This window comes from Flavobacterium koreense (genome assembly GCF_054776075.1).
This window is the reverse complement of sequence record NZ_BAAHCF010000042.1, coordinates 141,476-167,121: the sequence shown is the minus strand read 5'-3', so window position 1 is coordinate 167,121 and position 25,646 is coordinate 141,476. Positions and strand designations below refer to the sequence as shown.

Genomic DNA, 25,646 nt, shown 5'->3' with positions numbered 1-25,646 from the left:
TCCCAAAAAAGAATTCCCTACCTTTGCAAAAAATTAGACGTAATGAATACTTTTGAGCAATTTAATCTTCCTAAATCTTTACAAAAAGCAATTGACGAAATGGGGTTGACTACTCCTACTCCAATTCAAGAAAAATCGTTTTCTGTTATTATGTCGGGACGCGATGTAATGGGAATTGCACAAACTGGTACAGGTAAAACCTTAGCCTATTTATTACCTCTTTTAAAACAATGGAAATTTGTTAATACTGATTCGGCTCGTGTAGTGATTTTGGTTCCTACGCGTGAATTGGTGGTTCAAATTGTTGAAGTTATTGAAAGTTTAACCAAATACATGTCCGTGCGAACGCTTGGTATTTATGGTGGCGTTAACATCAACACACAGAAAAAAGCCGTTTACGAAGGAATCGATATTCTTGTTGGAACTCCAGGAAGAACTATGGATTTGGGTCTAGACAACGTAATCCGTTTTGATTCATTGCAAAAATTAGTCATTGATGAATTTGATGAAATCTTAAATTTAGGTTTTAGAACCCAAGTGACTTCATTATTAACGATGATGAAAAACAAACGTCAAAACATCTTGTTTTCTGCAACCATGACTGATGAAGTAGATGCCATGCTTGACGAATATTTTGAATTACCAGAAGAAGTTTCACTTGCAGCTTCAGGAACTCCATTAGAAAAAATCGAACAACTGGGTTACTATGCACCTAATTTTTTAACCAAACTAAATCTATTAAATCATCTTTTAGATACTGACGAAAGTACTTCAAGAGTTTTAATTTTTGCCAACAATAAAAAGACTGTTGACTTAATTGCCAATAGTATTGAAGAAAGTCATCCTGAGCAATTTGGTGTAATTCACTCTAATAAATCACAAAATTATCGTTTGAATACCATGGCTTCGTTTCAAGCTGGCGAATTAAGAGGAATTATTACTACCGATGTAATGGCTCGTGGTTTAGATATATCTGATGTAACCCATGTTATCAACTTTGAATTTACTGAAATTCCTGAACAATACATTCACAGAATTGGTAGAACTGGTCGTGCTGATAAATCGGGAATTGCAATCAGTTTTATAAGTCCGAGTGAAGAAGAAATTCAAATTCAAGCGGAAATCTTGATGGAAAAAGAAATCAAATTTTTAGATTTTCCAGAAGTAGTTGAAGTTGCAGTTAGATTATTAGAATTTGAAAAAGATAGAAAAAAAGTAAAACAACTTTTAAAGAAACCCAAAATTGAAGGTGGCGATGCTTTTCACGAAAAATCTAAGAAAAATCAAAAAGTAAATCTTGGCGGACCAGCAAAAACAAAACCTAGAAAAACAGAACCAAGAAATCGTGGCGTAGAACGTAAGAGAGCTGCTAAGAAGAAGAAATAACTTTCAGCAAGCTGTAATAGTTGATAGTTTTATGAAACTTTTAAACCATTAAACTTTTAAACCTATTAACTTTTTGTTACTTTTGACAATTAAGAAATCACTGAACTCCGCTACAAAATTATACTTAGTGAAGTAAATTCTAAATAGAAATGCAGTTTAAACATCCAGAAATTCTCTATTTCCTATTCTTATTGGTCATTCCGATTCTGGTGCATCTTTTTCAGTTGCGAAAATTCAAAACAGAATATTTTACCAACGTAAAATTCTTAAAAGAACTTGTTGTTCAAACAAGAAAAAGTTCTAAAATCAAAAAATATTTACTTTTAGCTACAAGATTGTTATTATTAACGTTCTTGATAATTGCCTTTGCACAACCTTTTTTTAAAGCCAAAGACAGTAAAAATGCTACTAATGAATTGTACATCGTTCTTGACAATTCTTTCAGTATGCAAGCAAAAGGTCAAAAAGGCGAATTGCTAAAACGTGCCGTTCAAGATTTACTAGAACATACACCAGAAAATGCAAATTTCTCCTTAATAACATGCTCTGACAACTTTTGGAATACTGATATAAAATCTATTCAGAAAGAACTTCAGAACCTGAAATACAGTGCTTCTCCATTTCAATTGGATAATCTTTTGTCCAAAATAAAAGCCCACAAATCGGCTTTCAACAAAGACATTGTTGTAATCACTGATGGTGTTGGTTTACAACCTAATCAAGTTAAAAATATCAAAGACGACGAAAATTTATATTTCATAATTCCAGAAGCTGAAAAAACCGACAACATCGCTATTGATAGTGTTTACATCAATCAAACGATGGATAATTTTTATGAAATCGGTGTAAAATTAGATGCTTATGGAGACGATTTCAAAGATATTCCAATTGCCTTGTACAACAAAAAGAAATTGGCTGCCAAGACTTTAGTCAATTTTGAATCCAAAACAAAAACCATCAATTTCACCATTCCAAAAGAAGATTTTCATGGTTATGTTGCTATAGTTGATAACAGTTTGGAATATGACAACAATTACTACTTCAGTATCTCAAAACCTGAAAAAAGCAATGTGATTAGTATTGGTGAACCTGAAAAAAGTAGTTTTTTATCAAGAATTTATACTCCTGAAGAATTCAACTATATCAATTATTCACTTCAATCATTAGATTATAATTTACTTGACAAACAAGATGCCATTGTTTTAAACGAACTGAAAGATATTCCACAAGCACTTCAAACCACATTAAAATCATTTGTAGAAAAAGGCGGCAATGTAGTTTTAATTCCAAATGAAGAAAGCAGCACAACCAACTTAAATGGTTTTTTATCCAATTTTGGTGGCGTTCAGTTTAAAGCTTTGTCTAATAAGGAAAAAATGGTTACAAAAATTAATTTTAGTCATCCCTTATTCAGTAGTGTTTTTGAGAAAAAAGTTGACAACTTTCAATATCCAAATACAAAAAACTCTTTTGAAATAAGCAATTCTGCTCCTATTGTTTTGGGCTATAGTGATCAAACTTCCTTTTTGAGTGCTATTCAAAATAGTATTTCTTCTGTTTATGTTTTTGCTGCTCCAATTAACAAAATCAATAGTAATTTTCAGAATTCTCCTATTATTGTTCCAACATTTTATAACATGGGACAAAACCCTCAGAAAGCTGGAATTAATGCTATAGTAATTGGAGATAACAAACCATTTATTGCTCAGACTTCATTAAGCAAAGACGAAATCGTTAACATTAAAAACGGTACAGAAAGTTTTATTCCGGTGCAACAAATATTAAATGACAAAGTAAAGTTGACTTTCAATGATAATCCGAAAGAAGCTGGAAACTTTGAGATTTATAATTCCGCCAAATCCATAGAAAATTTAAGTTTTAATTATAATAGAACCGAAAGTAATTTAGCTAACGCTAATCCAGATGCTGTAAGTGATTACAAGGAGATAAGCAATGTAGATGCAATATTTGATACGCTACAAGCCAATCGAGCCGATAATCAGCTTTGGAAATGGTTTGTTATTTTAGCTTTGCTATTCATCACGTTGGAAGTTTTAATTCAAAAATTTGTAAAATGAAAATCATAATCAGAGAAGCCAAGATTATCGACTCAAAAAGTCCGTTTCACAATCAGGTAGTTGATGTAAAAATCAATGATGGAATCCTAGAAAAAATAGGAACCAACCTCTCGCCTTCAGATGATTATCAAGAAATAAAACAATCTAATTTACATCTTTCTCAAGGATGGTTTGATAGTAGTGTTTCTTTTGGAGAACCAGGTTTTGAAGATAGAGAAACTATTGCTAACGGATTGAATGTAGCAGCAAAAAGTGGTTTTACTGCTGTAGCGCTTCAACCAAATTCTGCTCCAATTCTTGACAATCAATCTCAGATTTTATTTGTAAAACAAAAAGCTAACGATACTGCGACAGATTTATTTCCGATTGGTGCTTTAACAAAAAATAGCGAAGGAACCGATTTAGCCGAACTTTATGACATGAAAAATGCTGGAGCGATTGCCTTTGGTGATTATGGGAAAAGTTTGTCTAATGCCAATTTGCTTAAAATTGGATTGCAATACGTTCAAGATTTTGACAGCTTGGTAATCGCTTTTTGTCAAGATGAAAAAATAAAAGGAAGTGGCGTTGTAAACGAAGGAATTGTATCAACTAGATTAGGTTTAAAAGGAATTCCAAATCTTGCAGAAGAATTGATAGTTGCTCGAAACTTGTTTTTACTTGAATATACCGGTGGAAAATTACATATTCCAACCATTTCAACTGCAAAATCGGTAGAACTTATTCGAAATGCTAAAGCAAAAGGACTAAAAGTTACCTGTAGTGTTGCCGTTCATAATTTGGTTTTAACTGATGAAAAATTGGAAGGATTTGATACTCGATTTAAAGTTGCACCACCATTGCGAACAGACAATGATAGAATCGCTTTAATTTCTGGAATTTTAGATAATACCATAGATACGATAACATCCGACCACAATCCGATGGATATTGAACACAAAAAGATGGAATTTGATTTGGCTAAAAACGGAACTATTGGTTTAGAAAGTGCTTTTGGAGCATTGTTAACCGTTTTACCATTAGAAAAAATAGTAGAAAAACTTACTTCAAGTAGTACTATTTTTAATCTAAATCAAACAGAAATTGCTGAAGGAAACAAAGCCAATATCACTTTATTCACTACAGATACTGAATGGATTTTTACTAAAGAGCATATTTTATCAAAATCAAAAAACAGTGCTTTTCTTGGAACAAAAATGAAAGGAAAAGTAATTGGAATTTACAACAACAATAAATTAGTTTTAGCTTAATGGACAAGAAAACAATTGATGAAGGAAAATCAACTGCAATCACTAGTTACATTCTGATAATTGGTGTTTTAATTGCACTGTCAATGAATTCGGAAAACAAAAATCCGTTTGCTTCGTTTCATATTAGACAAGGATTAGGGTTGACCTTAACATTTGTAGTTTTAGGTATTTCAATAAGTCATTTTGAAAGCATTATGGTTGCAGCACCAATGTGGATTTTTATTTCTGTATTAACGATTTATGGAATTTTTACAGCTGCTCGCGGTGAAACCATCAAATTACCATTACTGGGTGGATTGTTTCAAAAATGGTTTAAAAATATTTAATTTTATATAATGACATTACATCACTTAGTTCGTGAACCCAAAATAAAAAAAGACAAAAATCCATTACTGCTTTTACTTCATGGATATGGAAGTAACGAGGAAGATTTATTCTCTTTTGCATCAGAATTACCAGAGGAATACTATATAGTTTCTGCTCGTGCTCCTTACGATATGATGTATGGAAGTTATGCTTGGTATGCTATTAACTTTGATGCCGATGAAAACAAATTTTCAGACATCGGTCAGGCACAACAATCTAGAGATTTGATAGCAACATTTATAGATGAATTAGTTGCAAATTATGCTATTGATGCCAATGATGTAACACTTATTGGATTTAGTCAAGGTTGCATTTTGAGTTATTCCATCGCTGTTTCTTATCCTCAAAAAGTACAACGTGTCGTTGCAATGAGTGGTTATTTTAATGAAGAAATTGCTATTGAAAATTTCAAAGAAAATGATTTATCTAAGTTAAAAATATTTGCTTCTCATGGTTCAGTAGATCAGGTAGTTCCTGTGGATTGGGCAAGAAATTCAATTCCAAAACTTAAAGAACTTGGAATTGATATTGTGTATAAAGAATATCCTGTTGGACATGGTGTTGCACCACAAAATTTCTTCGATTTTAAAAATTGGTTACAAAACAGATAAAAAAAATGGCTCATTAATAACGAGCCATTTTTTATTTAAATCTATAGTAATATTTATTCACCTTCTTCTGGATTATCGCTTCCGGTAACTTTATTTCCAATTTCACCATCACCAGAATAAATAGTTACACCTGCTTTTTTAAGAACATAACCTTTCCATGGAACCAATTGATAATCTTCAAAAATCCATGGTTTTCCCTCAGCACTTCTTGTTAAAATGAATGACTTTTCGTCTGGCATAAATACTTCAGCTTTATCTCCATTATCATTAAAAAGCACATAAGCACAAAGCGTTACATCTTCTGTAGCAATATCATCCGAAGGATTTAATTGAATTCCTGTGAATGCTCTAACACATTCTTTATTCAATTTAGACCAAGTATATCCAGCAGATGCCAAACATCCATTTTCATCTTGATCTGCTCCTACTATTGTTGAATCTTTTGGTTGAGTTTTTGTCTCATCTTGAATAGTATCATCTTGCTGTTTGCAAGAAACTAAAACAATCAACAAAAGAACTAAAGTGGTTATATTTTTAATCATATGATATTATTTAATATTCTTCTTTTGGATAAATAAAGCTATCCATAACTTGAAAAGTTACCTTTCCGGTTTCATCTATGAAATACTTCAACATTACATCGCCCCAATAGGTTCCATCACTATAGTTGGCTATTATCCAACGATGATTTAATATTTTTATTTTATTGATGATAAATTTTTGTGCTCCTAATTTTTCTTGACCAGTATAGATATTGCCTTCAGGTTTATCATTATAAGCTAACAATGCCTCTCTAATTTGAGGAACTAATTTAGTTACATCTTTACCTTCAAAATAGTTTTGTGCGTATTCATTCTTCTCAAGTGAAAAACTATCTGCATCACTCAACTGATTGATTAAAAGATTGATAGTATCTTTCGCACTTTTTTCATTTGATAAACTAATGCTCTTTTCGTGAGCCATTTGTTTGTTGTAATACATATAAGTAAATGCAGCAATTAAAGCCGAACAAATAAATAAATACAAATACAATTGTCTTTTCATACTATATAGAAATTTCTAAATTATCATAAGCCAAAAAAACATTCTTTGGCAACCTTTTTTGTACCTCTTCATGAAAACCTAATAAATGACTTATGTGCGTCAAATAGGTTTTTTCAGGTTGTACCAAAGTTACAAAATCTAACGCATCTTGCAAACTAAAATGTGAATGGTGTGGTTCTTCTCGCAAGGCATTAATAACCAACACTTTCACACCTTTTATTTTTTCAACTTCTTCCGAAGCTATAGTTTTTACATCGGTTAAATAAGCAAAATCATTTATCCTGAAACCAAAAACTTGTAAATTTCCATGCATTGCATCGATTGGTGAAACTTTAAAATTACCTATAACAAAATCTTTATTATTAGAAACCTCAATAGCTTTTACAGATGGAGCTCCTGGATATTTATTCTCCGTTTCAAATACATAATCAAATCTTTTTTCCAGATTTTTAATTACACGTTCATGCGCATAAATTGGAATCTCTCCTTGTCGGAAATTAAACGGACGAATATCATCAATTCCGGCAGTGTGATCAGAATGTTCGTGCGTGAATAAAATAGCATCAATTTTTGTGCATTTAGAAGTTAACATTTGTTGTCTAAAATCGGGACCACAATCAATAACTACAGAGTTTTCGTCGTCATGAACCCAAACAGAAACACGTAAACGTTTGTCTTTCAAATCGTCACTCAAACATACCGAATGATGACTTCCAATTACTGGAATACCTTGCGAAGTTCCTGTTCCTAAAAAATAAACCTTCATTTAGCACGATTTTTGTTATACTTTTTATAAAAAAGTATTAGATGTTAATTTTCTACAAAAATAGAACTATTTATCTTTTAATACCGCAATCGTTTTAGTAACTTTGCAATGTATAATAATGATTATGGGAAATAACGGATTAGATATTAAGTTAAAAGGAGACAAAGTAATTGAGCAAATTCCGTCTATAAAAGACAAAGCGCTTAGAATTAATTTGAACGAAAATATTTATGGAACATTCGCTGAAATTGGCGCTGGACAAGAAACTGTTCGTCACTTTTTTAGATCTGGAGGTTCTTCTGGAACTATTGCAAAGGCAATGTCGGCTTACGATAAAGACTTTAGTGATGCCATTTATGGTATTGAAGGTGATGGTCGTTATGTAACAGAAAGTAGGCTTAAAAAAATGCTTACGCATGAAGTTGACTTAATTGAAAAACGTTTGGATAGAGAAAAACATCCTAACAAAATGTTCTTTAGTTATGCCAATACAGTGGCAACTATTGATTTTGCTAAGCAGTTTAAAGGTCATGGTTGGGTTGGAATAAAATACCAAATCGAACCAGACGAAGAATACAACGAAATTATACTTCACATTCGTTTTAAAGAAACTGATGCTCGTTTGCAACAAGAAACCCTTGGTATTCTTGGTGTGAATTTAATATATGGTGCTTTTTACAAATACAATGATCCTAAAAAATTATTGCGTTATTTGTATGACCACTTAGACAAAGACCAATTAGAAATTGATACTATCAACTTCTCAGGACCACGTTTTGCTAATGTAGATAATCGTTTGATGAGTTTACAATTGGTTAAAAATGGAATGACAGATGCCGTGATGTTTGGTCCAGATGGAAAAAACATACTTCCGGCTGCGGTTCTTTACAAGAAAAATATTTTAGCATTAAGAGGAAGTTTCCGTCCGGTTACTAAGGTAAATATGGACATGTATGAGAAATCTCTTGAAATGTTTGTTGAAGAAAATAAAGTTGAAAAAGAAAATACATTTGTGATTTTTGAAATTACTCTTTCCAACTTACGTTCTGAAGGAGAAATTGACGAACGTGACTTTATGGACAGAGCCGAATTGCTTTGCTCTTTAGGTCAAACCGTAATGATTTCTAACTTCCAAGAATATTATAAAGTGGTTGAATATTTCTCTAGTTATACCAAAGCTCGTATGGGATTGGTTATGGGAGTAAACAATTTGGTTGATATTTTTGACGAGAAATACTACAGACATTTGAGTGGTGGAATCCTAGAAGCTTTTGGAAAATTATTCTACAGAGATTTAAAAGTGTACTTATATCCAATGGAAGAAAATGGCGAAATCATTACTTCACAAAACTTGAAAGTACATCCTAGAATGAAAGAATTGTACAAATTCTTCGCTTACAACGGAAAAGTTGTTGATGTACCAGTTAACGATGCTGAAAATCTAAAAATATTCTCGAGAGAAGTTTTAAGAATGATAAGCACCGGAATTCCTGGTTGGGAAAGAATGTTACCAGAAGGTACAGCCGAATTAATAAAACAACATAAGCTATTTGGTTACGACCCAAATCGCGTGCTTGAAGAAGCTTAATATAGAAATCCTCAATACTTAATTGGGGATTTTTTTTATATTTGGCATTCATTTGAAAAAAATATTAATAGGTTTTATGAAAAAAATTAATTTATGTCTAGTCTTCTTATTATTTTTTGCTCCTTCAAAAGCTCAAAATGTTATAATTGATACCTCATTTGGTACAAATGGAATAACAGAAATGCCTTTTAATAGTTCAGGAAATGATATTTCAAAAAGTATTTTACTAACAAATGGGAAAATTATTTTTATTAGTACAAAAATTAACGGAACAAACAACAATGAAGTATTTATTACTCGGATAAACTCCAACGGAACTATTGATACAAGTTTTGGTGTAAATGGATTTGTTTTACCAAATATGCAAGGTAATTATCAGATTTCAACAAAAATATTAAATGATAATTCTATTTTAGTTTATGGAGGATATAATCCAGTTAAAGTAATTAAGTATTCAGAAAATGGAATTATTGACAATACTTACGGAATAAATGGTGAAGTTGAAATTGGAACTAACATTTTTCCGTGGGAAAGTGATACAAGTTTTTCAAATAATAATTTAATACTTTTAAGTGATGGAAGTGTTATTGTTAGATACTTTCAAAATCCAAATTCTTTTCTAAAAAAATTATTACCAAATGGAACAACAGATAATACTTTTGGTATTAATGGAATTGTTTCAAATATAATTTCTAAATATATTTTCATTAGTAATGATAACAAAATAATCGGATTTAAATTCAGTTCAAATAGTTATACTATAGAAAAATTTAACCTAAATGGAACATTGGATAATACTTTTGGAACTAATGGCAATATGGTTATTAATTTACCTTATTCTAATTTTGAAAGTAAATATATCGAACAAGATAATGTTGGAAGATTTTTGATTGAGAAACTTAACTTCAATAGCAATCCAGCCTTTTTATTTGATGCTTTTAGATTAGATACTAACGGACAAATAGATACAAGTTTTGGTTCAAATGGATTTATTAGTTTCAATAATTTCCAAACATTAATAGTACCAACAACCTATAATAATAACAAATATTATTTTGGAGGCACAACTATAGTTTCAAATGCTCTCGACAACTTAATTATGCTAAAGTATAATGAAAATGGTACTTTAGATACTAACTTCAATGGAAATGGATATAAAATAGAAAATACTAATAGTATTCAAGAAGTTTGTGAAAGTATAAATATTCAATCAGATGGAAAAATATTAGTATCAGGTGAATATTTAAACGGGACAACAAAAAGACTTTATTTAATGCGATATGTAGACCAAAATTTATCAACTGTAGATTTTGAAAATACTAAACTGAAGATAAATAATCCAATTAATGAAATCTTAAACATAACTACTGATAAAGAAATAAAAAATGTTTTAATCATTGGAACAGATGGAAAAATAATTATTGAAACAAAAGAAAAGAATATAAATACTTCAAAAATTTCAAAAGGTATATACATTTTAGTAGTAGAATTCAAAAACGAAATAAAAAAATTTACAACTAAAATCATAAAACAATAGCTCTAAAAAGCTAATTTGTCAATAAATGACTAGCTTGGAATTAATTTCCATTTTACAACATTTACAAAACAACAAAAATAAAATGTTAAAAAATAAATATTTATTGTTTATCAATAATTATTTATTATATTTGTACCATAATTTTAAAACAAACAATTATGGAAATCAAAATTACTACTAAGCAAATACTAAATGTTTTATACATTTTATCTTGGCTTATCTTTGTTGGAATTTGCATAGACACTGGAGGTGTTTTATCTAATGCGATATATGCATTCTTCTTTAATCCAGTTATTGCTCAAAACTTTTGGAGTGGCTTAGATTTGTCTTCGCTCTTTCAATTTGATCCTGGCTATTTTTTAGTAGAAACTTTTCTAATGTCTATTGTAGGCATTATGAAAGCAATTATGTTTTATCTAATTATAAAATTAATACACGACAAAAAATTAAATCTTTTACAACCTTTTAGTAATGAAGTTAGAAAATTCATTTTCACTTTGGCTTTTTTGACTTTTGGAATTGGGTTATTCTCAAGTTGGGCTGTGAACTATGCAGAATGGTTTGAAAGTAAAGGTGTTATTATGCCAGATAGTAATTTACTTAAAATAGATGGCGCTGGAGTATGGTTATTTATGAGCGTTGTCTTATTTATAATTGCTCAAATTTTTAAAAGAGGAATCGAAATTCAAGAAGAAAACGAACTAACTGTATAAGCTATGCCAATAATTGTAAACCTCGACGTAATGATGGCTAAAAGAAAAATGTCATTAAATGAACTTTCAGAAAAAGTTGATTTGACCTTAGCCAATCTATCAATACTCAAAACTGGAAAAGCCAAAGCGGTTCGTTTTAGTACGCTAGAAGCCATTTGTAAAGCATTAGACTGTCAACCAGCCGATTTGCTAGAATATAAAGATTAGAAAAAAACCTCGTTACTAACTAACGAGGTTTTTTGTTTTATTTCAGAATCTGTGAAGCGTGAACTTTAGTTTTTACGTCAGTAATAACCTCATCGATTACTCCATTTTCGTCTATTACGAAAGTCGTTCTGTGAATTCCATCGTATTCTTTTCCCATAAACTTTTTTGGACCCCAAACGCCAAACGCTTCAATCACCGATTTGTCCTCATCAGCAAGTAATGGAAATGGAAAATCAAATTTTTCTTTGAATTTTAATTGTGCTTTTTCACTATCAGCACTTACTCCCAATAAGGCATAATTATTTGCTTGAAAACGTTCAAAATTATCTCTTAAATCACAAGCTTCTGCAGTACATCCTGGCGTATTGGCTTTTGGATAAAAGAAAACTACTAATTTTTTTCCTCTATAATCTGCTAATGAATGTAGGTTTCCATCTTGGTCTTTACCTGAAAAACTTGGAGCTTTGTCTCCTTTTTTAAGTGTTGTCATTGTTTTTTTCTTTAAAAGTTGACTTCGAGTACCTCAGCCAACACATTTTTATATTTGAATTGTCCTTGAAATTGACTTATTTTACAAATCAAATTTAGTTAAAAATGACCAAGAAAGAGCGTGCAACGTTTGTTATAAATACGTTAAAAGAACTTTATCCAACCATTCCGATTCCATTAGACCATAAAGATCCTTATACTTTGTTAGTTGCTGTACTGCTTTCTGCACAATGTACTGATGTTCGTGTGAATCAAATTACGCCATTGTTATTTGCGAAAGCAGACAATCCCTACGATATGATAAAAATGAGTGTGGAAGAAATTAAGGAAATTATTCGTCCATGTGGCTTGTCGCCGATGAAATCGAAAGGAATTCATGGTTTGTCGCACATATTAATTGACAAATATAATGGAGAAGTTCCGCAGAGTTTTGAGGCATTAGAAGCACTTCCTGCAGTTGGACACAAAACAGCTAGTGTTGTTATGAGTCAGGCATTTGGAGTTCCTGCATTTCCTGTGGATACTCATATTCATAGGTTAATGTATCGATGGAATTTAACTTCGGGCAAAAATGTTGTTCAAACTGAAAAAGATGCCAAAGCCATTTTTCCTAAAGATTTATGGAATGATTTACACTTACAAATCATTTGGTACGGAAGAGAATATTCACCTGCAAGAGGTTGGGATATTGAAAAAGATATAATTACTAAAACTATTGGAAGAAAAGAAGTTTTGAAAGCATTAAAGTAGGCTTAATCAATCTTTTCAATTTTGTAACTCCATTCTTTATTCTTATGTTTTGATTCTAATAATGGTAATAGAACCATAGGAGTTCCAATAGGTAAAAGCGTAAGTGCAAAAGCAAATCCATAACCTCCAGCTGCAGCTCCAACTACACCTATAAAAACTAATGCAGAACCTTCAGTAATAAGAAGTGGTCTAATAATAGTGTAAAAAATAGACTTTTTTTGGATTGTTGCAATAGAATCTAAATCAATTAAAGTTTCTCGAATTTTTATAGTTCTTTCATCAACTACAGAAAATTTACCCACATATTTTGTTCCATCTGTAGTAACTACTTTAATTCGTTTATTTTCTTTAATGTGAATTTGTCTTTGAGATTTTATTTTTTCTAATGTAATGACATTAGTTTGAGAAAAGGAAACACTACTGATTAGAATCAGACAAAAAAGTAAAATCCCATTAAAATTTTCAGATTTAATTGATAAAATCATTTAAAAAATTGGTTTAAAAAAATATCGCGTCCAATTAAATAAAACTAGACGCGATATGTTAATTAGCAAGGAGTTCGAAGTTCATGTTGCCAACTTTGACCATTTTCAAAGCTTTTGAATAATTAAGTATGAAATTAATTGTTTCTTTTTTTGGTAACATTTTAGTGTTTGCTAATGCTTTTTTAGAGTAAAGTTTTGCCATAGAGTGATTTAAATTATACTACTATAACGTTATAACTTTACATATATTGTTTAATTGGTCAAAATAATTTGATTTTTTTCAATTAATTTTCTCAAGTTCATTAGTGCATATCGCATTCTACCTAAAGCAGTATTGATACTAACACCTGTTAATTCAGCAATTTCATTAAAACTTAAGTCTTGATAGATTCGCATAGTCAACACTTCTCTCTGATCATCAGGAAGTTGTTTTATTATTTTTTGCAAATCTTTTTCAATAACTTCTGTAATAATTCTACCTTCAGCATTCATTGAAGTATCCGTTAAAACAGAAAAAATTGAAAACTCTTCGGTTTCGCGAAGCATTGGCATTTTTTTGTTCTTACGATAATGATCCACAATAAGATTATGTGAAATACGCATTACCCAAGGTAAAAATTTACCTTCTTCGTTGTACGAATTAGATTTTAAAGTCTTGATTACTTTGATAAAAGTATCTTGAAATACGTCGTCAGCTACATCACGGTCGGCCATTTTGGAATAAATAAATCCATAAATTTTAGACTGATGTCTGTTGATTAATACAGCCAAAGCGTTCTCGTCGCCGGCTATATAATTCTTTACCAATAAAGCGTCTGGGATTTGAATAGTAGCCATAAAATTACCTTTTAGTTTTGGGTTAAAAAATCGTAATGTTTTTTCTAAAAGTAATTTTTTGCGATAGGCGACTGTTAAAATTTGATTAAATTATAGCCAAATGTAACATAAACTTTTCTTAATATGCAAATAAAATTTAAAATTTTAACATTTCAAATGCAATAAAATTGAAAAAGTAGCATAAAAACGACAAAAAGACCTTACAAAAAGAGAATTTCTTGTAAGGTCTTAACAAACTAAAAAAATGTATCTAATTGATTATTGATCTATTTCACAATCATTTTTTTAACGCTCTTTTTATCGTCTGAATAAACTGCGATTAAATAGATTCCTTGAGAAAGATTTTTTATATCAACTTTATTAGTATCCTCTTTTGTTTCTAAGACTAAAGTTCCAACCATATTATAAATTTCTACTTTATCAATTTTAGATTCAGAATTTATGTTGACGTATTCTTTAACAGGATTTAAGAAAGAAAAATCAACAGTATCTTGAATTGAGGCTACTTCTAAAGCGCAATTGCTTCCAACCACATAATTGTAATAAGTTGTAACTGAAAAACCATTTGCATAAGCAAACTTAACAGCATAAGTAATCGTTGAACCTATTGTTTGGTTTGTAATTGTTTTAGTAAAAATATTTCCTGAAACATTAGTCATTTGAGTTTCTGTAAACGGACTTTGTTTCCAAAGAAAAGCCACTACTCCTACTTTGTCAGTGTCTAACATTTCAAAAGTTATTTTTACATCTGTTCCTAAAGTTTCGAAAGCATAATTATATCCGGTTGAAAAAGAATTTGTTTGAGCCGCTGAACTCGTTCCAGAGCAACCAATAACTCCTGTAGTTGTTGCATTCAAAACTATCGGATTTGAAACATAGTTGTTTCCTGCCAAATCACTTGCAGTTATTGAAAAACTATAATTTGTATTTGGAGACAAATTTGGAACAATTACCGATTTTTGAACTCCAGCTGGATTGGCTGTATTGATAGTTCCACCACTATAATTAATACTATAAGAAACATTTCCTGAATTGTCATTTGCATTCAATAATAATTGAATCGTTGAACTTGTAACAGTTCCAACTGTAGCTGTAAAATTAGTTGGTGCTTGTGTATCAACTAAAGTATTTTGATAAACTCTAACATAATCTACCTCCATCGCAGTTTGTGTAAAATTAGAAGGTATTGTTCCTGCAATTCCACCCATTGCAATATTTAATAACAAATATTGTTCTGCATTAAAAGGCCAATTACTTGGTGTTTTCACTGCAGGATTGTAGGTATAATAAGCTACGCCATCTAACAAAAATGTAATTTGATAAGGCGACCAATTCATTGAATATACATGGAAACTATTTCCTAAATTATTTGCAATTGTTCCACCAATATTCATAGTATTTCCAAAAGAAGAAGGTGTATGAAGTGCGCTTTGAACATAATTTGTAGGTTGAGATGGTGTAATACCATGTTCCATAATATCAATTTCACCACAAGCTGGCCAATCTGTTGTGCCAAATTGCGAATCGAAATAGGCTCCATCTTCATTTACATTTTTGCCTAACATCCACAGAGCTGGCCAAGTACCTTGATTGGTTGGAACTTTGGCACGTATATCAACTCGACCGTAAAGAAAAGCAAATTTTGAATTTAAACGAGCCGATGTGTATTGCTTAGTAATACCTTGATTAGTATAAGGTTCTTTTTTGGCAACAATACTAAGAAATCCAGCATTAACAGAGGAATTTGTAAGTTGATCAGTGTAATGTTGTACTTCTCCATTAAACCAATTTCCACCGGCTGGCAACTGTGTTTGATGATGCCATTTAGTTGAATTTACTGCACCATTAGTATCAAATTCATCCGACCAAACTAGATTAGTATAAACTACATCTACTTGAGAATAACTTGATGTAAAAAAAATCAATAGTAAAAGTATTTGTAATTTATTTCTCATATACATTTTTATTAAAATTTAAGTTTTTCATTTTTGTCCCACAAACCCCAATAAGCTCCAACTGCACCTTCTGGTCCTACTTTCCAAGATTCGTCAAACGAAGAAAAATAGAAAATTTCTATATCATTAAATTTCGACCACGATTGCGTTTCGATAAAATATTTTATAGCGTTTTCATTGGTTGCTACAGCACCTTTTAATGAACCTCCTTCGCTTGGCCAACCAGTTTCTGTAATGATAACTCGTTTACCTTGACCAGCATCTTTAGCCGAATTAAACATACTAATCATATGATTCAAAGAATGTTCGATAGGGCAACCTTCCCAATAAGGATAACAATTTGTCAAAATAACATCACAAACCTCGGTAATTCTTGGTCGGTGTGAAAACTCGTAATAAGCATCAACGTATCCTACTGGAATATTTGGTAAAGCTTCTTTTACTCGATTAATGTATTCTAACAATTGATCTTCTGTCAAATCACCTCTGTACATTACTTCGTTTCCTACTGCTGCTATATCTACACAACCTTCTTTAGCTAAAGTGATTAAACTCTCTATTTCTTTTTCATTTAATTCTAAATCATCTCCAAGCCAAGCGCCAACTAAAGTTTGCATTCCGTTTTCTTTGGCAATTCTTGGAATATGTTCGTTACCTTCGATACATGAAAAAGAACGAACCCATTTAGAATATGGCTTTAAAATTTGAATACGACGATTTACTTGTTCGGCAGTAATAATATCGCCTGGTTTTTGTCCGTCTTCGTATAAGCTAAAGCAAATTCCATGCATGCCGTTTTCTAAAGTTTCTCTCCAAAGTTCTGCTAATTTCTTTGCAGGTATTTCGGAAAAATCAAAACTCTGATAATCACTTTTGTTAGTGTTATTGCTATTGCTGTTATTAAGATTATTTTCTAATGAAAAATAGTGACCTTCTCTAAATGACATGATTTGTAATTTTTAAAATTTAAGCTTCTCATTTTTATCCCAAATTCCCCATGCTGTTCCAACGGTTCCTTCTTGCAAGGCTTTCCAAGATTCGTCAAAAGAAGAGAAATGGAATAGCTCAATATTGTAGTTTTTTGCCCATTTTTGAGAAGAAACAAAATATTTCATAGCATTAATTTCTGATGGAATTGCTTCCTCAATCGTTTCTCCTTTACTTGGCCAACCAGTTTCTGAAATTATGATTTTCTTTCCTTGAGCCACGTTTTTAGTTACTTCCATCATATTTTGTAAATAAGAAGTTGTAAAATCTACATTTGCTCCTTCCCAAAATGGATAGAAGTTTACCAATAATAAATCGCAACTAGAAATCAAATTTGGTTTATCTAAAAACTGATAATAAGCATCAACATAACTAACAGAGATATTTGGTACTGCTTCTTTCACTCTATTGATATAACCAATAAGTTCTTGTTCAGAAATTTCATTACGATGTAATACTTCATTTCCTACTGCAGCTATATCTACCAAACCTGATTTAGCTAACTTTATAAGTGCTTCAATTTCTTTTTCATTTCTAGCTTTGTCATTACTAATCCATGCTCCAACAACAGTTTTCAATCCTTTTTGATGAGCAATTTCTGGAATTAACTCGTTACCTTCTGTACATGAAAAAGAACGAATCCAACTCGTATGAGGTGTAATAATATCTAATCTTCTTTTTATTTGATCAGCAGAAAGAATATCACCAGCTTTTTGGTTTTCTACATATGGACTGAAACATAATCCGTGTAAGCCATTTTTTAGTACTTCAGAATAAATAGCTTTTAATTCAGTCTCGCTTTTAGTATTTAATTCGTTATCAATTGAAGAATTAATCGAACCATTTTTTAATAATGAAACTAGTTTTCCTGAAAGATAAGCAGATGATTGATTATTTGTTTTTCCTTTTCGTTTATCTAAAAGGTCTCTCACTTCTCTGGCTTTGGCTTCGTCAATATCATAATTTCTCATTACCCAAATTGCACTCAATGTACCAAGAATTGGAACTCCTACAAAGAATATTCGCAGCCAAAACATGGTTTCATCGGTTTGTGTAGCAGCATTGGACTGAAATGCAACTAAAGAAAGAATTAATCCACTTAACAATCCTGCGACAGCAGTTCCAAATTTTACCATCCACCAATAAATAGCGCCTAAACTTCCTTCTCTTCTTTTTCCTGTGTTGAGTTCATCAATATCTATAACATCCGAAGTCATCGACATCATTAAGGTAAACAAGCTTCCAATTCCGAAGGAGAAAAATGGCAATGCAAACAAAAATAGATATGGTTTTCCTGGAACAAATAATACAAAAAGCAAAATGTAACCGATAACAGAAATCCCTTGAGATAATAAGAAAGCTTTCTTTTTTCCCATTGTTTTTGACATTCTTGCAACGATAGGAATAACCACAACGGTAGTGATAATTGCTCCTACACATCCAAATAAAGTAGGCCATAATCCGAAACCATCTTCATTTCCTTTAAACAAATAATACTTGATGATAAAATACGAAAACGCTGCTGTAGTTTGAAAAGCATTAAAAATTAAAAAAGTAGCGATACAAATTTTTCGGAACGGTTTAATTTCGATCGAAGCTTTCAATCCTTCTTTGATTTCGCCAAAACTTCCGAGGATTCCTTTTAAATCAATTGGACTGTAATCTTCGTTGAGTGTAGATTTACTTGGAATAAAAAATGCTGGAATTGCTGCTAAAATGGCGCAACCTATTGCAACATATACAGCTAAGGTTCTTACAGCCACATCACCTGATGGAAACAATGATTTATCTGCCATTATAACCCAAAACCATGGTGCAACAACCCAAGCCAACTGACCTATAAGTTGCGAAGTAGCCATAATATTGGTTCGTTCGTGAAAATCATCACTCATTTCGTAACCCATTGCAACATAGGGAATACTGAATATGGTCAAACCTGAATAAAAAATCAATGAAATCATTAAAAAGTACCAAAAATTGTATGTTACACCGTTTTCAGCATACAATTGCCACATTAATGCAAATGAAATTCCTAAAATAATTGCTCCAGCTAATACATATTGTCTTCTTCTTCCCCATTTTGATTTGGTATTATCACTCACATAACCCATTATCAAATCAAACAAAGCATCATAAAACTTTGGAATAAAATACGTTAAGCCTAACAATAATCCACTAAACCCCAATTGTTCGACTAATACAACTGTAAAAATTCCTAAAGCAGCTGGAAACATTTGGTTAGCAAGCATACCCAATCCAAAGGCAATTTTTTGACCCATTGGAACTTTTCCTGATGAAGTTGAATTAGTATTTGACATATAGAGTTTTTTTTAATTATTGGTTAGTTTGGTTTGATTATTATAGTTTGTAATGCTTTTGAATCAATTGAGATTAAAGCATTTTTATTATTTAATTTGATATCAATTGTTTGTATAGATTCTGTTGGATTAAAAACGGCTATTGCAATAGAGCCATCTGGATTTTGGACAGCAGTTGAAACCAATTCTTTAGAATTTATCTCACAACCAATTTTCACAGCACCAGGTCGCATGAACTTACTGAAATGAGCCATCACATAATATAAAGGTGTAAGGTAAATTTCATCATTTTTATCATCAACAATTACTGGAGCTACACACCAATTTTTGAACCAATTTGGTCCACCTTGTCTGTCAAGAACCATGTTCCAATCAATCCAGCCATCTACTCTATTATTTATGCATCCTATTATATCATTTGCATAACGGTTTACTGGAGCGTATTTTGGATGCAAATATTTTTCTTTTTCGCTTGCCCAATCCCAACCCCAATCGGTGGCTTCTTTTTTCCAATACCAAGCATCATCTTGCCAATGCGGAATTTCAGAATCTACACAACCTTCGGTTTCTATTAAATATTTGTTTGGTGCTTTTTGGTATGCGTATTGTAAATCTTCTGGGAAAACTTCGTACGTACTTTCATACCAATGGATGGCCATTCCGTCAAAATATTTAGAGGTGTTTTCATCTTTATACATTTCGTTTGCCCATTCTTTGATACCTGCACGATTTTGGTCATATCCAAGAATCTTCACATTTCCCCAACCGTCTTTTTCTAATTTTGGACCCATGTGATTCATTACAAAATCGGTCATTTCTTTTGGTGAAAAAAGAGTACTTTCCCAATTGTTTCCGTTTCCGTGAGGTTCATTAATCACTGTTAAACCCCAAATATCAATACCTTCTTTTTTGTATGCATTCAAATATTTTGAAAAATATAAAGCGAAAGTATCATTGAATTCTGGCAATAATTTTCCACCTACATATTTTTTATTGTCTTTCATCCATGGCGGACACGACCAAGGTGAAGAAATTATTTTAAAACCTTCTTTAGAAATGGCTTTCGCCTCTAAAATCATCGGAATTAAATCGGATTTATCGTCTTCTATGGAAAAATGTTCCAAAGTCATGTCGTTTTCGACTTTGGCGTAAGTGTAATTGCTTAACGAAAAATCGCAAGACGCAATGTGTGTTCGAGTAAGCGAATAATTGGCTCCTGATTCACTGAAGTAAGCCTCTAAAATTTTCTTACGATTTTCCTTACTCAATCGATTGAGTAAATAAGCCGAAGATTCGGTGAAAGAACCTCCGAAACCTATAATAGTTTGAAATTTTTCATCAGGATTAATGGTAACAACAACTGGAGTTCCTTCGTTAGAAAATTGGGTAATTTTTGTCAATGAATTGCCACGTTCGGAAGTTTCATAAACTTGAACATTTAATTTATCCGTAACTTTACAACTATGCAATGAGAATGCCATAATACAAGCTATTATCAAAAATTTAGTACCAACTATTTTACCTTTATTTTTTACCATTTCTTTTAATTCTTTAAAACAGAATTAGGTGTTTTAACATCCAACCACATGGCTTTTTCATCGCCATTATAGGTTTTTGTTATTGGTTTTCCATCTCTAGTTAAACCTTTAAAAGTTCCACTATCTACATTTTTCCAAAGCACATATTTGGCTTGTGATTGCAAATTAATTAAGCCAAAATGATTTTCTGAACCTAACGGATTGGCTGCATCTTTCCAGTTTTCATCAAAAGCTTCAAAATAGAAACACGAAATATTATTTTTGTTGCTCCACTCTCTCATTAAGTCATAATACAAAGCTGATTTATATTCATCTGTTGCTTTAGAACCATCGTTTCCATAATGCTCATTTGACTTTGTTGCCCAACCTGTTTCACCAATATGAACTGGTTTATTCACACCAATTGACTTCATATAACTTACAACACTATTGTATTGATTGATGGCATAATTTCTAGCTCTTAACATTGCAGCATCAACTTTTTCTATTTCAGACAACTGCAATTCATTTTCTTTTATTCCCCAAAAAACTGGGTGATAATGCGTGTCGTGCATTGGATAAGTATGCATAGAAATATAATCAACTGCTTTTATTAATTTATTCAAATCCTCCACATGATAATCGGCAGTATGTCCGCCCCAAGAAGCAAAATTATCTGAACTTGTTATCCAAACTTGTTTAGGTAATTTATTCTCTTTCTTTAAATTCTGTAAATGATTTACCCATTTCAAAATGATATTTGGCGTGACATAATAACTAGTTGCCCATTTCACCATCGCTTCATTTCCAACGGCAATAATTTTAATTATCTCTGGATATTTATTTGTTAATCTTACTGCTTCTTCAATTTCAATCGCATTTCTCTCACTTTCTTCATTATGAATTGGTTGCAGATTTGTCCAAGCGTTTTTACAATCAATCCAAGCACCAAGCATCACGTACATTTCAAAATTTTCATCCGCTTTTTTTAATTCTGTAATGGCTTTTAATAAATTTATTACTTCTTCATAATGCACATTATAAGTTCGTAAAACTTTAATATTCAATGCAGAAAGAATTTTTAAATCTTCTTTAATTTCTGTTATTGTTGGTTGAATTTCTCTAGAATTTTCTCTGTATCCACCATAACAAATGGCTTGGTATTTTGTATTTCCTAATAATTTTTCTGCCGTCATTTCTTTTGAAACTAAATTTCTTGTATTGGTTGGTTTACATGATATAAACAATAGAAATATTATGTAAATCAGATTTTTCATTATCTTAAAATAGATGCGTTTAAATAGACTTCAACCAATGTAATTTCATTAGTTCTATCGAATATTTTTTTGCTTTCTTCTTTGTTTAATTCTAATGTTTCAAAAGTTTTAGTTACTCCATTTTTATAGTTCAAAACAATTTTACTTGTTGTATTAATTTTATAAATAACTGGCACTTGACAGGTTGTAAATGCTAAAGAGTCTTTTTCGAGATTCATTACTTTTTGTGAACCATCAACCATCATGAAAGTTACTTCAGTATCTTTTGATAAAAACTCTTCTTTTTTGAGGAAGCTTGGTTGGAATTGTAATTTTCCGTCGTTCATTTTCACACCTAATTCTCCAATTCTAGTTAAGATATCTTCTTTCACTTGACCAGTCATTCCAGGTTGTTGTGCGCCTTTACCAAAAGGTGTGTGCGAATAGGGATCTGTTGGGAAAGCACCATAAACTTCAGGTGATTTATGAATTCCTATTCCTGCTCCGATTTCATCAAAATGATTTACTAAAGCATCAATTACAGCTTCATCTTCCTTATTTTCAATAGCTTTATTGATAACTTCCATTACTGCCAAATATAATTTGGAAACCATATGCCAATAAATAGAACCTAAACCTTCATAACCATAAAAAGTTCCTGAACGACCTGTAAAAGCTTTGTGATTGAATACGTCTTCAAAGATTTGAAGTACAGCATCAGAATCTTTTGAAACTAGTTCTTTATAATCATTATTGGATGACAATAGGTCTAAAGCATTCTTTAAATCGCTAGCATTATGAAAATTACCATTAAAATGATAGTTTCCTTTGATGTCTTTATTGATTAATTGGTAATTGTTATTATCTAAAAGTTGTTTTAACAAAAGGGATTTTTCTACTTTCGCTGCTGGAATTGTATTCTTTTCTAAAAACTTAGGAAGTTCTTTATTTGGATATAAAATATAGCTGTTTTGATCTTTTCTGTACAAAGCACTTTTTCTTAAAGCATCCAATACTTCTAAAGATTGTTTTCCTGATAAAAAGCCTGAGCTTAAAATAGCTACTTGACCTTCAAGCATTTCTGGTAAATAGGAAATTGAAACGCCATTATTTTCGATAGACATCAAATTGTAAGCATGATACAATTTATCTTCTCTTTGATTGGCTTTTATAGAATGTTCGATAAAATCAATGCTAACTTGAGCAAAATTCTTCAAACCTTGCATAGAATGCGTTCTCTTTTTACCCCAAAAACCGCTGTTGTAAACTTGAAAACGATATTCGGAAGCAACTTGACCTAAAGCATTGAGTATTTTTTGTCTTTCTTCATTAGAGATTGAACCTGATAATAAATGTTGATTATCTAATAAAATTTGTCTTATGGCATGATAAAATTCTACCATTTCATTAGATATTTTGATGGTTTCCTGATTAGAATTATCTAATAATTGTTGGAAAAACTTCAAAAATCTTCTCAAATAATAAAGCGTAACCATTGAAACACCGTTACCTACTAAAGCATTATTAGCGTCATTCCATTCTGGTCGTTGGGTATTCATCCAAATACCTGCTTCTGGAATAAAATTGGACATTTTTGCCAGAACAGTAGCTAATATTTTCTCGATTAGATTTACATGATAAATTTCATCAGTATTATCTCTTAGTAAAGCACCATCTGCACCATTTTCAATTCTACGTTTTTGAATTTTAGCATCCCATTCATGGTCAAACTCGATGGTATCTTTTGGATTTTTTAATATATCTTGATACGGTTTAATAATATAAGGAACCGCTGCATAGACGAAACACTCCTTATCAAAATACGCGTTTAGTTTTCCAGGTTGGTACTTTTCTATAAATTCTAAAAACTTCAACAAATAGATAATTTGATGGTCACCCCAATAACCAATGTAAGACCATGGATTATCTGGTTCGATAGTTTCCCAATCAAAACCATCTTTAGTAACACGATAAGGATTGTATCCATCAAAAGTTGAGGCGTTCAAAAACTTGTGAATCATTCCGTCGATAAACTCAGGATAAGCATTCGCTAACGACTCCCAGTTTTGAAAAATATCGCGCCAGTTTCCTTCGTAATCTAATATTTTGGAACCATCAATTTCACTTCTTGTATTGATAGAAAATTTGTTCCATGGACGACTTGGATCACCGTGTCTTCTACTAAATTTAAGAGGAAGATATTCAGTACAAAGACGAATTAAATCGGCATTTTCGGAATTTGAAATTAATTCTTGAAGATGTGAATAGTCAAAAGTTTCAGGTAAATCACTTAAAAACTTACTCTCTTCTTGAAATAAAGTTTTATTTGCTTTAGCTATATAATTTACAAAATCATTTTTCTCGATAGTATAATTATTATCAAAAATTCCACCACGCATGATGTTGAATAAAACATTTGAAAAATGACGTGTATCTTTGCGTTTATCTGCTGTGAATTGCAATCCGTCTGCAGTTGCATTTAGAGCGATAAGATTTTGAGTACCTAAATCTATATCTTGAATTATTTGATTATCTAACGTTTTATCATTGCAAATAGCATCTGCTAATTGAATAACTTGCGCTTGATTTTGATTTACATTAGCAATAATCTTCCAAGACTTAGAAGAATTCTTTGTTAAAAACAGATCCGTTGAAACAAAATAGCCACCTTTTTCGCCTTTTACATCTGTTTCTTGATGCACTTTTTGAAATTTTCTAAAGGCATTAAGTTGTAAAGATGAAAGCAAATAAGTTGGATTATCCAAGCCTAAAGACCAAACAATATTTGCTTTTAGCGCTTCACTTGGTTCGGCTTTATCAACAATAATGGCACTTAACGCAAAAATTCCTAAACCACTTTCTGATTGAAGTTCGTTTCTTTTGTAAGCATCAACTAAATTACTTGTTGTGGCTTGCAAATCACTATTAACTCCTTGAGGTAAAACATTTTGGATTCCATCAAGAAGTGTTATTTTATAATCATTTTCAGAGTTATTAATTAATTCTGATTTTTTTACAAAACCGAATAAATTGCTAGAATTCCATTGGTATCTGAACGTAAGTTGAAAATCATTATGAATTTCTTCAAAAATGATTTTATTACCAAATTCGTTTTTGTATAAATTTCGAGTTATAGAATACTTATCATTAAATCGTTCTGAAAAAGGTTCCCAAATATACTTTTTGTTATTGCTTTCAATTTGAAAAATTGATTTACTTCCTGTAATATCAGCAAATTCGGTTATTTTATCATCTGTATAATAAGGAAAAAGAGCAAATTCTGCATTTTTTCTTCCAGTTGTTAATCCGCCATTACTGGAAATAAACATCCAATGATTGGAATCGCTAACGATACTCATGAAAAATGGTCGCATTGCATCGTTATTGGATATTTTATAGAAAACTTCTCCTTCTATTGAAATAATATTCATTTCAACAGATTTTGTCGTTACATTATTGTTTGCTTTTTCAATACTATTTTGGGATAGGCTCATAAACACTCTTTA

General features: G+C 31.2%; 23 protein-coding genes. 10 read left to right on the top strand and 13 right to left on the bottom strand.

All coding sequences use genetic code 11. The features are described from left to right. Positions 1 to 42: 42 nt before the first annotated feature. The 5 genes from ACYU7A_RS14215 (at position 43) to ACYU7A_RS14195 (ending at position 5,691) form a co-directional block, all read left to right on the top strand. Positions 43 to 1,386, top strand: coding sequence for a DEAD/DEAH box helicase (locus ACYU7A_RS14215; RefSeq protein ID WP_460577594.1), 1,344 nt, complete (start codon positions 43 to 45; stop codon positions 1,384 to 1,386). 149 nt (positions 1,387 to 1,535) lie between these two features. After that, the gene (locus tag ACYU7A_RS14210; protein ID WP_460577592.1) at positions 1,536 to 3,464 is read left to right on the top strand and encodes a BatA domain-containing protein; all 1,929 of its coding nucleotides are present in this window, start codon (positions 1,536 to 1,538) and stop codon (positions 3,462 to 3,464) included. Continuing rightward, on the top strand, positions 3,461 to 4,714 hold the full coding sequence (locus ACYU7A_RS14205) for a dihydroorotase (protein ID WP_460577590.1): 1,254 nt from the start codon (positions 3,461 to 3,463) through the stop codon (positions 4,712 to 4,714). Before ACYU7A_RS14210 ends, ACYU7A_RS14205 begins: the two co-directional genes overlap by 4 nt. Continuing rightward, positions 4,714 to 5,040, top strand: a complete 327-nt coding sequence (locus tag ACYU7A_RS14200) for a hypothetical protein (RefSeq protein ID WP_396143984.1) — start codon at positions 4,714 to 4,716, stop codon at positions 5,038 to 5,040. Before ACYU7A_RS14205 ends, ACYU7A_RS14200 begins: the two co-directional genes overlap by 1 nt. 9 nt (positions 5,041 to 5,049) lie before the next feature. Continuing rightward, a complete protein-coding gene (locus tag ACYU7A_RS14195) occupies positions 5,050 to 5,691 on the top strand; it encodes an alpha/beta hydrolase (protein WP_460577587.1) in 642 nt (213 codons plus the stop codon). 53 nt (positions 5,692 to 5,744) lie between these two features. Here the strand turns inward: ACYU7A_RS14195 and ACYU7A_RS14190 are convergent, their stop codons facing one another. The 3 genes from ACYU7A_RS14190 to ACYU7A_RS14180 are packed head-to-tail and all read right to left on the bottom strand — an operon-like array spanning position 5,745 to position 7,501. Then, complete coding sequence (locus ACYU7A_RS14190) at positions 5,745 to 6,233, bottom strand: hypothetical protein (protein WP_460577585.1); 489 nt, start codon at positions 6,231 to 6,233, stop codon at positions 5,745 to 5,747. A 10-nt stretch (positions 6,234 to 6,243) separates the two neighbouring features. Next, a complete protein-coding gene (locus tag ACYU7A_RS14185; RefSeq protein ID WP_298302252.1) occupies positions 6,244 to 6,735 on the bottom strand; it encodes a hypothetical protein in 492 nt (163 codons plus the stop codon). Position 6,736: 1 nt separating this feature from the next. Beyond that, on the bottom strand, positions 6,737 to 7,501 hold the full coding sequence (locus tag ACYU7A_RS14180; protein WP_460577583.1) for an MBL fold metallo-hydrolase: 765 nt from the start codon (positions 7,499 to 7,501) through the stop codon (positions 6,737 to 6,739). Positions 7,502 to 7,625: 124 nt separating this feature from the next. Between ACYU7A_RS14180 and ACYU7A_RS14175 the strand changes: the two genes are divergently transcribed. The 4 genes from ACYU7A_RS14175 to ACYU7A_RS14160 all read left to right on the top strand — a co-directional run bounded on the left by ACYU7A_RS14175 (position 7,626) and on the right by ACYU7A_RS14160 (position 11,546). Continuing rightward, positions 7,626 to 9,089: a TonB-dependent receptor gene (locus ACYU7A_RS14175; RefSeq protein WP_460577581.1), complete on the top strand. Its 1,464-nt coding sequence runs from the start codon at positions 7,626 to 7,628 to the stop codon at positions 9,087 to 9,089. 76 nt (positions 9,090 to 9,165) lie between these two features. After that, positions 9,166 to 10,626, top strand: coding sequence for an NHL repeat-containing protein (locus ACYU7A_RS14170; RefSeq protein WP_460577579.1), 1,461 nt, complete (start codon positions 9,166 to 9,168; stop codon positions 10,624 to 10,626). A 158-nt stretch (positions 10,627 to 10,784) separates the two neighbouring features. Then, positions 10,785 to 11,339 carry a hypothetical protein gene (locus ACYU7A_RS14165; protein ID WP_460577577.1) on the top strand — a complete coding sequence of 185 codons (555 nt, stop codon included), beginning with the start codon at positions 10,785 to 10,787 and terminating at the stop codon, positions 11,337 to 11,339. Between the two features lie 3 nt (positions 11,340 to 11,342). Further along, positions 11,343 to 11,546: a helix-turn-helix domain-containing protein gene (locus ACYU7A_RS14160; protein WP_460577575.1), complete on the top strand. Its 204-nt coding sequence runs from the start codon at positions 11,343 to 11,345 to the stop codon at positions 11,544 to 11,546. A 37-nt stretch (positions 11,547 to 11,583) separates the two neighbouring features. Here the strand turns inward: ACYU7A_RS14160 and bcp are convergent, their stop codons facing one another. After that, the gene (gene bcp / locus ACYU7A_RS14155; protein ID WP_460577573.1) at positions 11,584 to 12,036 is read right to left on the bottom strand and encodes a thioredoxin-dependent thiol peroxidase; all 453 of its coding nucleotides are present in this window, start codon (positions 12,034 to 12,036) and stop codon (positions 11,584 to 11,586) included. 104 nt (positions 12,037 to 12,140) lie between these two features. Between bcp and ACYU7A_RS14150 the strand changes: the two genes are divergently transcribed. Further along, positions 12,141 to 12,785 (top strand): endonuclease III domain-containing protein, encoded by a 645-nt coding sequence (locus ACYU7A_RS14150; RefSeq protein WP_460577571.1) that lies wholly within the window; start codon positions 12,141 to 12,143, stop codon positions 12,783 to 12,785. A gap of 2 nt (positions 12,786 to 12,787) precedes the next feature. Here the strand turns inward: ACYU7A_RS14150 and ACYU7A_RS14145 are convergent, their stop codons facing one another. The 9 genes from ACYU7A_RS14145 to ACYU7A_RS14105 form a co-directional block, all read right to left on the bottom strand. After that, entirely contained in the window at positions 12,788 to 13,270 is a 483-nt protein-coding gene (locus ACYU7A_RS14145) for a hypothetical protein (RefSeq protein WP_460577569.1), read from the bottom strand. 58 nt (positions 13,271 to 13,328) lie between these two features. After that, the gene (locus tag ACYU7A_RS14140) at positions 13,329 to 13,472 is read right to left on the bottom strand and encodes a hypothetical protein (protein ID WP_345092584.1); all 144 of its coding nucleotides are present in this window, start codon (positions 13,470 to 13,472) and stop codon (positions 13,329 to 13,331) included. A gap of 50 nt (positions 13,473 to 13,522) precedes the next feature. Beyond that, positions 13,523 to 14,107, bottom strand: coding sequence for an RNA polymerase sigma factor (locus ACYU7A_RS14135; protein ID WP_345092587.1), 585 nt, complete (start codon positions 14,105 to 14,107; stop codon positions 13,523 to 13,525). Between the two features lie 266 nt (positions 14,108 to 14,373). Continuing rightward, on the bottom strand, positions 14,374 to 16,062 hold the full coding sequence (locus ACYU7A_RS14130; RefSeq protein WP_460577566.1) for a family 16 glycosylhydrolase: 1,689 nt from the start codon (positions 16,060 to 16,062) through the stop codon (positions 14,374 to 14,376). An 11-nt stretch (positions 16,063 to 16,073) separates the two neighbouring features. Next, on the bottom strand, positions 16,074 to 17,009 hold the full coding sequence (locus ACYU7A_RS14125; RefSeq protein ID WP_460577564.1) for a glycoside hydrolase family 17 protein: 936 nt from the start codon (positions 17,007 to 17,009) through the stop codon (positions 16,074 to 16,076). Between the two features lie 12 nt (positions 17,010 to 17,021). Continuing rightward, entirely contained in the window at positions 17,022 to 19,367 is a 2,346-nt protein-coding gene (locus ACYU7A_RS14120; protein ID WP_460577562.1) for an MFS transporter, read from the bottom strand. A gap of 23 nt (positions 19,368 to 19,390) precedes the next feature. Beyond that, on the bottom strand, positions 19,391 to 20,848 hold the full coding sequence (locus ACYU7A_RS14115) for a glycoside hydrolase family 30 protein (protein WP_460577782.1): 1,458 nt from the start codon (positions 20,846 to 20,848) through the stop codon (positions 19,391 to 19,393). A gap of 62 nt (positions 20,849 to 20,910) precedes the next feature. Then, positions 20,911 to 22,161: a glycoside hydrolase family 17 protein gene (locus ACYU7A_RS14110; RefSeq protein ID WP_460577560.1), complete on the bottom strand. Its 1,251-nt coding sequence runs from the start codon at positions 22,159 to 22,161 to the stop codon at positions 20,911 to 20,913. Beyond that, the gene (locus tag ACYU7A_RS14105; protein ID WP_460577558.1) at positions 22,161 to 25,634 is read right to left on the bottom strand and encodes a hypothetical protein; all 3,474 of its coding nucleotides are present in this window, start codon (positions 25,632 to 25,634) and stop codon (positions 22,161 to 22,163) included. Before ACYU7A_RS14105 ends, ACYU7A_RS14110 begins: the two co-directional genes overlap by 1 nt. Between the last annotated feature and the right edge of the window lie 12 nt (positions 25,635 to 25,646).

Coding starts and splice junctions, on each gene's coding strand:
- ACYU7A_RS14215 (WP_460577594.1), top strand. CDS start 43: ATGAATACTTTTGAGCAATTTAATCTTCCTAAATCTTTACAAAAAGCA.
- ACYU7A_RS14210 (WP_460577592.1), top strand. CDS start 1,536: ATGCAGTTTAAACATCCAGAAATTCTCTATTTCCTATTCTTATTGGTC.
- ACYU7A_RS14205 (WP_460577590.1), top strand. CDS start 3,461: ATGAAAATCATAATCAGAGAAGCCAAGATTATCGACTCAAAAAGTCCG.
- ACYU7A_RS14200 (WP_396143984.1), top strand. CDS start 4,714: ATGGACAAGAAAACAATTGATGAAGGAAAATCAACTGCAATCACTAGT.
- ACYU7A_RS14195 (WP_460577587.1), top strand. CDS start 5,050: ATGACATTACATCACTTAGTTCGTGAACCCAAAATAAAAAAAGACAAA.
- ACYU7A_RS14190 (WP_460577585.1), bottom strand. CDS start 6,233: ATGATTAAAAATATAACCACTTTAGTTCTTTTGTTGATTGTTTTAGTT.
- ACYU7A_RS14185 (WP_298302252.1), bottom strand. CDS start 6,735: ATGAAAAGACAATTGTATTTGTATTTATTTATTTGTTCGGCTTTAATT.
- ACYU7A_RS14180 (WP_460577583.1), bottom strand. CDS start 7,501: ATGAAGGTTTATTTTTTAGGAACAGGAACTTCGCAAGGTATTCCAGTA.
- ACYU7A_RS14175 (WP_460577581.1), top strand. CDS start 7,626: ATGGGAAATAACGGATTAGATATTAAGTTAAAAGGAGACAAAGTAATT.
- ACYU7A_RS14170 (WP_460577579.1), top strand. CDS start 9,166: ATGAAAAAAATTAATTTATGTCTAGTCTTCTTATTATTTTTTGCTCCT.
- ACYU7A_RS14165 (WP_460577577.1), top strand. CDS start 10,785: ATGGAAATCAAAATTACTACTAAGCAAATACTAAATGTTTTATACATT.
- ACYU7A_RS14160 (WP_460577575.1), top strand. CDS start 11,343: ATGCCAATAATTGTAAACCTCGACGTAATGATGGCTAAAAGAAAAATG.
- bcp (WP_460577573.1), bottom strand. CDS start 12,036: ATGACAACACTTAAAAAAGGAGACAAAGCTCCAAGTTTTTCAGGTAAA.
- ACYU7A_RS14150 (WP_460577571.1), top strand. CDS start 12,141: ATGACCAAGAAAGAGCGTGCAACGTTTGTTATAAATACGTTAAAAGAA.
- ACYU7A_RS14145 (WP_460577569.1), bottom strand. CDS start 13,270: ATGATTTTATCAATTAAATCTGAAAATTTTAATGGGATTTTACTTTTT.
- ACYU7A_RS14140 (WP_345092584.1), bottom strand. CDS start 13,472: ATGGCAAAACTTTACTCTAAAAAAGCATTAGCAAACACTAAAATGTTA.
- ACYU7A_RS14135 (WP_345092587.1), bottom strand. CDS start 14,107: ATGGCTACTATTCAAATCCCAGACGCTTTATTGGTAAAGAATTATATA.
- ACYU7A_RS14130 (WP_460577566.1), bottom strand. CDS start 16,062: ATGAGAAATAAATTACAAATACTTTTACTATTGATTTTTTTTACATCA.
- ACYU7A_RS14125 (WP_460577564.1), bottom strand. CDS start 17,009: ATGTCATTTAGAGAAGGTCACTATTTTTCATTAGAAAATAATCTTAAT.
- ACYU7A_RS14120 (WP_460577562.1), bottom strand. CDS start 19,367: ATGTCAAATACTAATTCAACTTCATCAGGAAAAGTTCCAATGGGTCAA.
- ACYU7A_RS14115 (WP_460577782.1), bottom strand. CDS start 20,848: ATGGCATTCTCATTGCATAGTTGTAAAGTTACGGATAAATTAAATGTT.
- ACYU7A_RS14110 (WP_460577560.1), bottom strand. CDS start 22,161: ATGAAAAATCTGATTTACATAATATTTCTATTGTTTATATCATGTAAA.
- ACYU7A_RS14105 (WP_460577558.1), bottom strand. CDS start 25,634: ATGAGCCTATCCCAAAATAGTATTGAAAAAGCAAACAATAATGTAACG.